The 9,790-nt window shown below is 47.8% G+C and carries 12 protein-coding genes and 1 pseudogene; 11 read left to right on the forward strand and 2 right to left on the reverse strand.

The annotated features are described in order from the left end of the window. On the reverse strand, positions 1-659 hold a 659-nt coding region (locus C814_RS19205), incomplete at its 3' end, for a ParB/RepB/Spo0J family partition protein (protein ID WP_016317105.1). After that, a complete protein-coding gene (locus C814_RS19210) occupies positions 616-1,437 on the reverse strand; it encodes a ParA family protein (protein WP_004070639.1) in 822 nt (273 codons plus the stop codon). The genes C814_RS19210 and C814_RS19205, both read right to left, overlap by 44 nt. Positions 1,438-1,625: 188 nt before the next feature. Here C814_RS19210 and C814_RS19215 point away from each other — a divergent pair. The 11 genes and pseudogenes from C814_RS19215 to C814_RS19265 form a co-directional block, all read left to right on the forward strand. Next, positions 1,626-2,849: pseudogene (locus C814_RS19215) on the forward strand (recombinase family protein); the annotation flags it as partial. 270 nt (positions 2,850-3,119) lie between these two features. Further along, complete coding sequence (locus tag C814_RS19220; protein WP_016317107.1) at positions 3,120-3,332, forward strand: helix-turn-helix domain-containing protein; 213 nt, start codon at positions 3,120-3,122, stop codon at positions 3,330-3,332. 18 nt (positions 3,333-3,350) lie between these two features. Continuing rightward, the gene (locus C814_RS19225) at positions 3,351-3,707 is read left to right on the forward strand and encodes a TnpV protein (protein ID WP_016317108.1); all 357 of its coding nucleotides are present in this window, start codon (positions 3,351-3,353) and stop codon (positions 3,705-3,707) included. A 137-nt stretch (positions 3,708-3,844) separates the two neighbouring features. Continuing rightward, positions 3,845-4,552: a lantibiotic protection ABC transporter ATP-binding protein gene (locus C814_RS19230; protein ID WP_016317109.1), complete on the forward strand. Its 708-nt coding sequence runs from the start codon at positions 3,845-3,847 to the stop codon at positions 4,550-4,552. After that, positions 4,552-5,283 carry a lantibiotic immunity ABC transporter MutE/EpiE family permease subunit gene (locus tag C814_RS19235; protein WP_016317110.1) on the forward strand — a complete coding sequence of 244 codons (732 nt, stop codon included), beginning with the start codon at positions 4,552-4,554 and terminating at the stop codon, positions 5,281-5,283. Before C814_RS19230 ends, C814_RS19235 begins: the two co-directional genes overlap by 1 nt. Continuing rightward, the gene (locus tag C814_RS19240; protein WP_016317111.1) at positions 5,276-6,028 is read left to right on the forward strand and encodes a lantibiotic immunity ABC transporter MutG family permease subunit; all 753 of its coding nucleotides are present in this window, start codon (positions 5,276-5,278) and stop codon (positions 6,026-6,028) included. Before C814_RS19235 ends, C814_RS19240 begins: the two co-directional genes overlap by 8 nt. Before the next feature lie 17 nt (positions 6,029-6,045). Then, positions 6,046-6,405: a YccF domain-containing protein gene (locus tag C814_RS19245; protein WP_016317112.1), complete on the forward strand. Its 360-nt coding sequence runs from the start codon at positions 6,046-6,048 to the stop codon at positions 6,403-6,405. A 47-nt stretch (positions 6,406-6,452) separates the two neighbouring features. Then, entirely contained in the window at positions 6,453-7,112 is a 660-nt protein-coding gene (locus tag C814_RS19250) for a response regulator transcription factor (RefSeq protein WP_016317113.1), read from the forward strand. Further along, complete coding sequence (locus C814_RS19255) at positions 7,103-8,458, forward strand: sensor histidine kinase (RefSeq protein ID WP_016317114.1); 1,356 nt, start codon at positions 7,103-7,105, stop codon at positions 8,456-8,458. The genes C814_RS19250 and C814_RS19255 overlap by 10 nt, the downstream gene beginning before the upstream one ends. Positions 8,459-9,026: 568 nt before the next feature. Further along, positions 9,027-9,455, forward strand: a complete 429-nt coding sequence (locus tag C814_RS19260) for a sigma-70 family RNA polymerase sigma factor (protein ID WP_016317115.1) — start codon at positions 9,027-9,029, stop codon at positions 9,453-9,455. Between the two features lie 6 nt (positions 9,456-9,461). Continuing rightward, positions 9,462-9,698, forward strand: a complete 237-nt coding sequence (locus C814_RS19265) for a helix-turn-helix domain-containing protein (RefSeq protein WP_016317116.1) — start codon at positions 9,462-9,464, stop codon at positions 9,696-9,698. Positions 9,699-9,790 lie beyond the last annotated feature (92 nt).

Raw genomic sequence — 9,790 nt, forward strand, 5'->3', positions numbered from 1 at the left:
GTCTGTTCTTCTTTTTTGAGAAAGGACAGCTCATAGGCCGGGTTCAGGGCAATTTTCTTTTCGTCCACCATGTTCAGCAGTTCGGGGATTAACTCGGTCAGGCGAATGTAGCGGAAAATCTGGTTTTTACTCTGACCGACCTGTTCCGCCAGAACCTCGCTGGACTTCTTCCCAAAATCGTTCCCAACTTGGGAACAATTTTCTTTGGAGGGCCGACCTGCTTGCCGTTTCATAGCTTCTAATTTCATCTTGTAGGCAAAGGCCCTCTCGCTGGGGAGCAGGCTTTCCCTTTGCAGGTTGCTGTCAACCATGATAATCGTGGCGGCGTCATCGTCCAAATCCCGGACAATGACCGGCATGGTTTCTTTCTCTGCCAGTTCACTGGCCCGATGCCGCCTGTGTCCGGCTACCAGCTCATAGCCGCCGCTGGGGTCAGGACGGGCGATAGCAGGAACAAGAACGCCGTACTGCCGGATGCTGTCCGCTGTTTCCATCATGGCATCATCATCTTTGACCTTGAAAGGGTGGCCCTTGAACGAGTGCAGCTCGCTTAAAGGGATTTCTACCACCTTTTCCCGCCTTGCATCGGCGCGGCTTTCCTCGGTGGAAAACAGATCATCGACCGATGCCAGCTCTACTTTTTTCGCGCTGCTTTTCAAGTTTCAACACCTCCTTAGTCAGATTTGCGTAACCCTCCGCTACTTTGCCGCCTGGGTCATGGGAGAAAATGCTCTTGCCCTCTGCGCTGATTTCCTTTGCCCGGACAGAATGGGGAATCTCGGTTCCGAACACCTTGATTTTACTGCCGTAGGTTTCCCGCAGCAGGGCGGCAATCTCTTTGGCGAAGTTAGTGCGGTTGTCCACCATTGTCAGCAGAATACCGTCTATTTGCAGTTTCGGGTTGATCTGCCGCTTGACCTTGTTCACCGTAGAGAGCAGCTGTTCCAGCCCTTTGGCGGGCAGGTACTCCGCCTGGACGGGAATTATAATCCTGTTGGCAGCGGCCAGGGCGTTGACGGTGAGCATACCCAGGGAGGGCTGGCAGTCTATGAGGATATGGGAATACTGCCCCTTTACACTGTCCAGGTACTGCCGCAGAATCGTTTCCCGGCTCATAGCGTTTACCAGCGATACCTCCATGCCAGACAGCTGAATATCCGCTGGCATCAGATCCACGCCCTCCGGGTGGCGAAGAATCCCCTCGCCGGGGCGAACCGGCTGATCGGTCAGGATGCGGCCCATTGCGTCAGAGAGGGTAAAGGGCAGCTTATCCGGCTGGGGATTGCCCAGGCTGATGGTCAGGCTCCCTTGCGGGTCCCCGTCAATGAGCAGCACTTTCTTTCCCGCCTGTGCCAGCCCAATCCCTAAGTTGGCACAGGTTGTGGTCTTGCCCACACCGCCTTTCTGGTTTGCGATGGCGATGATTTGCGTGTTCAAGATAATCACCTCATTTCTTGGTATGAAAAAAGGGAGAATGTGACCGGAATCAACATTCTCCCTTAGAAACGATATGTGATTGTGCAATGATCTGTCTTTTGTGAGGTTAGCTTTTGAGAGCCATCTCGCCGCAAACCCGCATGAATACTGGGTTTTTGCCTGTTTGCTTTCCCTTTCCCCAATAACCTGTGTTCAACGAATGGCTGGTGAGAGATACGAGCAAGAAAATCAGAGCGGTCAAGAGGTCAAAAGGCATGAGCGGGAAGCCCGTCACAAGCAAGCCCGTGTATGGCTACCTCATGGACGAGGACGAAAATTTCATCATTGACGAGGAAGCCGCCCCCGTAGTGAAGCAGATATACAGCTTATGCCTTGCTGGGAATGGACCGACCAAGATAGCCCGTGTCTTGACGGAACAGCAGACACCCACGCCGGGAACGCTGGAATACCGCCGAACGGGAAGCACACGCCGCTACCACCCCGGCTATGAGTGCAGGTGGGCGACAAACACCGTGGCGCATATCCTTGAAAATCGGGAGTACACGGGCTGCCTTGTAAACTTCAAGACCGAGAAAGTGTCCTACAAGGTAAAGCAGAGCAAGGAGAACCCCGAAGAAAAGCAGGTAATCTTTGAGAACCACCACGAGCCAATCATAGACCGTGACACATGGGAGCGTGTGCAGGAGCTACGCAAGCAGCGCAAACGCCCCAACCGCTATGATGAAGTGGGCTTGTTCTCCGGCATACTCTTTTGTGCCGATTGCGGCAGCGTCATGTACCAGCAGAGGTATCAGACGGACAAACGGCGGCAGGACTGCTATATCTGCGGCAGCTACAAGAAGCGCACGGCAGACTGTACGGCGCACTTTATCCGCACCGACCTGTTGACCGCCGGAGTGACCGAGAATTTACGGAAAGTCACCAGCTACGCCGCAAAGCACGAAGCCCGGTTTATGAAGCTGTTGACCGAGCAGACCGAGGACGGGAGCAAACGCCGGAACGCCGCCAAGAAGAAAGAGCTGGAAGCGGCAGAAAAGCGGATTGCGGAACTCTCCGCTATCTTCAAGCGGCTGTATGAGGACAGCGTGGCGGGGCGCATATCGGACGAGCGTTTCACGGAACTTTCGGCAGACTACGAAGCCGAGCAAAAGGAACTGAAAGAACGTGCCGCCGTTCTGCAGGGCGAGCTTTCAAGGACACTGGAAGCCACGGCAAACGCTGAAAAATTTATGAAAGTAGTACGCAAGTACACCAGCTTTGAGGAACTCACCCCTACCCTGTTGCGGGAGTTTGTGGAGAAAATCGTAATCCACGAATCGGAAGCCCTTGACGGGAAACGCCGGGGGAAGCTCCGCAGACAGGAAATCGAAATCTATTACTCTTTTGTCGGCAAGGTAGAACTGCCCGACTAAAGCCCGACCCGTCCGGCAGTCAGCCGGACAGGGAACGGCAAAATTTTTTACACTTCTTTTACTTCTTTATCTCACATGAACAAAGAGCCAGGGCATGAAGCACTTGATACCTAAATTGATGTAAAGACAAATGCGTTGTGTATGCCGCAGTTTTTGGAGAAGAATTGCAACAGTGCATTGTGTTTTCTCAATGGAGGCGGTATAATAGTCGAAAGGCCATAGGGCCGGGGCTGTTCCTGCTGGCCCCAGCCCAGAAAGGTGGAACAGGCTATGAAAATCAGCTACAAACCGCTCTGGAAAACACTGATCGACAAGAACATGAGCAAGAAAGATTTACGGCTCCAAGCGCATTTGACAACGAACCACATCGCCAACATGGGCAAGGGGGAGCATATCTCCATGCCGACCCTTATCAAGATTTGCGAAACGCTGAACTGTGATATTTCTGATGTGATTGCGCTGGTGCCAGACGATGACCCGTAAGGGAGAAAGGGCAGCACAATGAAAATCGAATTGGACTATGTGAAAGTGGGCGATTACTACCTCCCCGACCTGGCAGCGGAGCTGTACCCCAAGCGCGGCCTGGGCAAATATGGCCTGCTACGTCTGCGGTATCTGAAAGAGCATCGTCCCATCGTTTGGGCCGAGTATGTGATGGAGGGCAAACTGTACGCCCATCTGCTGGAAGTGGAGGATGCCGCCCATGACCTGCTGGACAGCATGATGCCGGGGATGTCAAAGGAGGCTGGGGCCACCGAGGATTTGAAAGCCCGCGACCCCATGCGCTGGGTGGGGTTGATGAATTGCTGTAAGGCCCAGGTGGAGGAGATTATTTTTGCGGAGCTAATATACATCTAAGGCAATTTTGAGAATTGCTCTGATAAAATGCAACTTCGGCACTTTTTAGGGTGCCGAAGTTTTTTCTTGAATCTTTAAGAAATCTTCAAAATCATTCAGTATTATGAAACCATAATCCAAGAAAGGATGTGTCTGATATGAGTTATATTTTGCAAACAACAAATCTCTGCAAAAATTTCAAAGGACAAATGGCGGTAGACAATGTATCGTTGAATATTCAGCGCAACTCAATTTATGGGCTGCTTGGGCCGAATGGTGCGGGGAAATCTACCATCTTGAAAATGATTACAGGTATTCTCCGTCCCACCTCTGGCGCGATTGAATTTGACGGACATCCGTGGAACCGGGCGGATTTGGAAAACATCGGTGCTTTGATTGAGATGCCTCCGCTCTATGAAAATCTCTCGGCCTATGAAAACCTGAAAGCCCGAACACTGGCCCTGGGGCTTCCAGAAAGCCGCATCAAGCAAGTGCTTGGTATTGTGCAACTTGAGAATACTGGGAAAAAACGGGCAGGCCATTTTTCACTGGGAATGAAACAGCGGCTCGGAATTGCCTTGGCTCTGTTGTCACAGCCCAAATTGCTTATCTTGGACGAACCGACAAACGGGTTAGACCCGATTGGTATTCAAGATTTGCGTGAGCTGATCAGAAGTTTTCCGCAAAAAGGGATCACCGTCATATTGTCCAGTCATATACTATCCGAGGTTGAGCAAATTGCTGACCACATTGGCATTATATCTGCCGGACATTTAGGCTATGAAAACGAAATCCATAAGAACCACGATCTGGAACGTATTTTTATGGATGTTGTTGGCGCACATAGGGAAAGGAGTGAGAAATAATGTTCGGGATTGTCCGTTCGGAACTCCTTAAAATGCGGCACAGCTTCTCGATGAAATTGATGTTTGGCGCGCCATTGGCCACTGTACTTGTCGGCTTTTTATTGAGCAGTCATGCAGTACAATATTCGGCTTACAACTGGTGGTACACTATGCTTCTTCCTGTTGTAATCGCACTGTGGGCCGCAGGCGCTGTGATCCGTGAGAAAAATACAGGGCTGCAAAACATTGTTTGTTTGCCGTTCCCTTCTGCGAAAATATGGATTGGCAAAGGACTTGCCCTGACCGCTGTGCTTTTTATCAGCAATCTGCTCATGTGGTTATTTACTACGGGCATTGCCAGTTTTACGACTATGAACATTTCGCCGCTGGACAGCATAATCGGCTGTATGCTGCTGTTCCTTACTTGCTTGTGGCAACTTCCTTTTGTTATGCTGATTGCAAGCAAAACAGGGTATCTTCCCTCTGTGCTAATAACTTTTGTGGCGAATATTGTTTCATCAGCTATTGGCGCAGAAAAAACATGGTTCTTTCTTAATCCATACGCTATTCCGGCCCGTGTAGTCTGCCCATTTTTCAAGATACGTCCTAACGGACTTCCCATTGAGGACGGTTCCCCGTTATTGGCTGTTGAGCATATTTTTCCCGCTCTTGCTATTAGCTTGGCATTAGCTGCTGCCGCCTTTTGGATTTGCTCTAAATTGCTTGGAAGTGGAGGAAAGTCCAATGGCTAACTATATCTGCTATTTGAAAAGTGATTTATACAAATTGTGTCATTCCTGCTTTTTCCTTCTGCACGCTATTTTTGCCGTATGCGGGGCGGCTATGATGTTACTATATGCGGGCGTTTCCCAAAGCGATGACATCAATAAACTGGCTGCTTATTTTCAGATCATGGCCGTTGCTTTTCCCTTTGCAATCGGGATTGTCTGCTATGTTGCAGCAGAACAGGAGGCAAAAGCAGGGCATTTTCAAAATATATTGACACTTCCATACAGACAAAAAGCCGCTCTTTCCAAATTGACTATTTTGCTTGTGACTGGACTTTTGGCAACCGTATTGAGTAGTGTACTATTTGGTGCGCTATTTCCACTGGTTGGCGGCACAACAGAAATTCCTTCCAGATTTTATACAGCAATTCCACTTGTCCTTTGGAGCAGTAATATTTTGCTGTATGGTATTCATTTCGTATTGGCAATTCGATTTGGTAAAAATTTTGGAATAGGAATTGGAGTGTTCGGGAGCCTTTTGGTTGCGCTTCTCCAAACAGGATTAGGCACAGGCATCTGGTTTGTCATCCCTTATGGTTGGGGTATTCGTTTTTCTTCTTACGTTCTGGAAACTACCTTTGGCCTAATGCCGCCAGACAGGATTGGAATGGATTTTGGCATTATCTTTTGCATATTGTCAACTTGTGCTATAATGGGAATTGTAGTCCTTTGGTTTTCCAGATATAGCGGAAATCGGTCAGCCGATTGAGGGTGGAGGTAGAACTGATGAATTGGTTGGGCAATATTATTTGGTTCTTGTGCTGCGGACTGTGGCAAGGAATTTCTTGGCTGGTTGCCGGTGTTTTATGGAGCATTACTATTATCGGTATTCCGATTGGCCGCCAATGCTTTAAGTTTGCGTCACTTGCTTTCTTCCCTTTTGGAAAAGATGTGAATTATGGCGGCGGTGCTATGTCCACGATTGCCAATATCCTGTGGCTCTTTATCAGCGGTATCCCTTTGGCATTGGTGGCGCTGCTGAATGGGTTGCTTTTGTGTTGTACGATTATTGGTATTCCTTTCGGAATACAGTGCTTCAAAATGGCAAAGCTGGCACTGATGCCTTTTGGCGCAACAGTAATGTAGACATCCTTGGAGCGCAAATATATAAATCAGAACAAAGAGGTGAGATAATGGCGCATATATTGGTAGTGGACGATGATATGGCTATGCTCCAGCTTGTCAGGCGCGTTTTAGAAAAAGATCAGCATTTAGTTACACTACAATCAAACGCCAAGGCAGTTACAGAAATGGATTTTTCAAAATTTGGTTTGATTTTGCTGGATGTTATGATGCCGGAAATTGATGGTTTTGACCTCTGCAATCAAATCCGTGACCGTGTAGATTGCCCAATCATTTTCCTTACTGCAAAAACGCAGGAAAGTGAAATTGTTCAGGGATTAGGACTTGGAGCAGATGACTATATCACGAAACCGTTTGGGACAAACGAACTTAGAGCGCGGGTAAATGCTCACTTGCGGCGTGATGTAAGAGAAAAGAAAAACAGCTTTTCAATATCCGGCGTCATTTTTCACCTCAATGCAAAAGAAGCTGAAATCAATTCAAAAAAGGTTCCGTTGACAAAAAGCGAGTACGAAATATGTGAATATCTGGCACGGCACCATGGACAAACATTTACGCGGGAGCAAATCTATGAGGCGGTCTTTGGATTTGACGGAGAAAGTGATAGTTCAGTTATCTCTACTCACGTCAAGAATATACGCGGGAAGTTAGCTGAATTTCACTTGTCAACGATTGAAACAATTTGGGGGGTGGGCTATAAATGGGTGTAAGAAAACTGCGTACTGTTTTTATGAAGTATGCGATATTTCTTGCGCTCGGTGTCTTTCTGGTTGCTTTTGTCAACATAGCCCTCTATCTATTTGAAGTTGAAATTGGATTTATATACCCTATAAATAGAATGAGCGCAGAAATAGAAAATGCAAGGGGAAATTTGCAATCCGCAGATCGGATTACAGAAAATGAAATACCACCTCTTTGTGAATTTGCCCTTTTCACAAAAGACGGAAAGTATATTGGCGGCTCGTTCGATCAGGAAGAAACAGCTTCCGTTTGGAAAATGTGCATTGTGAACAATCAGACAAGCAGCAAGCCTTACCTGTATGCTGTGATAGACAGGACTGACGAAATATTGATTTTAAGGTATAGAATGACAGCCCAATTCAGCAATCCACTGCTGCATAGAATATTTCCTTCGGCAGATTGGGTGTTAATTGCTGTCATTATATTGGAAATTCTGCTTCTCTTGATTGTCTTGTCATATCTATTCGGAAAATACCTTGGGAATAAAATGGATAAATTGCTGACTGCTGTAAAGAAAATTGAGCAGCAGGATTTGAATTTTGAGGTTGAAAAAAGCCATTTATATGAAATCGACTTAACTCTTGACGCACTTAATCATATGAAACTGGCACTAAAAAAATCGCTTACAGAACAATGGCAGGCCGACAGACTGCGGCAAGAACAGATTTCTGCATTAGCCCATGATCTCAAGACACCGCTAACCATCATCCGTGGCAATACAGAATTGTTGTACGATACTGACTTAACAACAGAGCAACAGGAATGTGCTGACTACATCACAGACAGCTATACGCAGATGCAAGTTTATGTTAAAACCCTTATAGACCTGTCTACGGCTTCAACAGGGTATCGACTTAATAAAGAAATCTTTAATTTTTCTGATTATCTAAAGCAAGTGAAGGTATCAATAGAAGCCTTGTGCAGAACAAAAGAAATTCATCTGCAAATGAGTATGTCAGATATTCCAACGCAGCTAACCGCAGATAAGGTTTTGTTAGGACGTGCCATTCAAAATGTGGTAAATAATGCGTTAGACTATTCCCCACAAGATGGAACACTTCATATAGATGTCTATGGAAAAGACAATTTCGTTGAAATTTCAGTCACAGACGAGGGGGGAGGATTTTCTAACGAAGCGTTGCAGCACGCGCAAGAACAATTTTTTATGGACGACCAAAGCCGCAATTCAAAACTGCACTTTGGTATGGGCCTATATATTGCAAAATCTATTATGGAACAACACAATGGTGAACTTATATTAGAAAACTCTAAAAGCACAGGCGGCGCGAAAGTAATTTTGAAAATTCCATTTTGATAGGATGGGCGGCTTTATAGCCGTCCATTTTTTGTAAATCTTTATGAAATCTTCAAAAATTCCTCTTATTATATCTCTAAAGCAAATGATCTGCCCAGCGGCAGAAAAGAAAAAAACCGCTGCTGGGCAGACCGATTTTCCATGCCTACATTTGCCTTATGCGGCGGTTTTAAGAGATTAAAGCCGCCGTTCTTTTATCCCCCAAAAGAATGACGCGGTAACGCTGACAGATACGGCGGCTGACAGGAGGCAGCCGCTATGAAGCGCATAACCATTCGACAAAATCTGACGAGGCTTGACACGTCAAAAAAAGCCCGTCCTCCGCCTGGGAATATTCCGGCCACGAGTATGAACTATACACAGCTATAAAGTGCAATCTTATTCCCAAATCCTGCCCGGTAGGTCTGCGACCTGCCGGGCAGTTTTTGTCGTTTCCTACGGTCTGTGTCGATCAGGAAAAATTATTTTCGCAAAGGGGGCTTTTAGCGGGTAGCAGACAGCGTTGCCGGTGTCATGTTAGCGGAAAGGGAGAGAACCACCACCATCCCCAAGGAAAGGGGGTGAGAAGATGGAAGCTATCCCCCGCAACTATGACGAGTGCCGGTTTGACGCCTTTTGCAAGTCGGTACTGCGGAACGAGGCCCATAACTACCGGCGCGGCTTAAAGCGCCAGCGTGACCGGCTGGTGTCAATCAGCGCCTTGTCGCAGGCAGATATGGACAAGCTCTCTACGGTAGATCACTACCCCAGCGACAGTTACACTTTTTCGTCGCACGGGTATGACCTGCATATCGACAACGAGCTTGTGGCCGATGCCTTTGCCATCCTGTCCGCACAGACGCAAAGCATTTTGATTTTGCGTTTCGTGCTGGATTTGGGCGACGCCGAGATCGGCAGCCTTGTGGGTATGTCCCGTAGCGCCGTCCAGCGGCGCAGACGAAAAGCACTGGACGAACTGCGGAACAAATTGACGGCGTTGATGCCAAAGGGAGGTTGAGCACGGATGATGAACCCCAGCTACAAGGGCCGGGCGCTTCTCCCCATGCCGGTGATCGAAGCCGCCCGCGCCGGGGATGCCGAGGCCGTGGAACAGGTCTTGCGATACTATGAGGGCTACATAAACAAACTGTGTACCCGGACGCTGTATGACGAGTACGGCAACCCCTATGTCTGCCTGGACGAGTGGATGAAGCACCACCTGGAAAACAAGCTCATTCAGGCCATCGTCGGCTTAGGCTGATTTTGTCAATATGAGTTGACACAATTCACGCAAGGAATATAGGATCTAAGCAGCAGCCGCAGTGAGGGACAGATAGAAGCGCTCTCTCTTGA

The sequence above is a fragment of the Anaerotruncus sp. G3(2012) genome, assembly GCF_000403395.2.
In the GTDB taxonomy this organism is placed as follows: Bacteria; Bacillota; Clostridia; order Oscillospirales; family Ruminococcaceae; genus Anaerotruncus.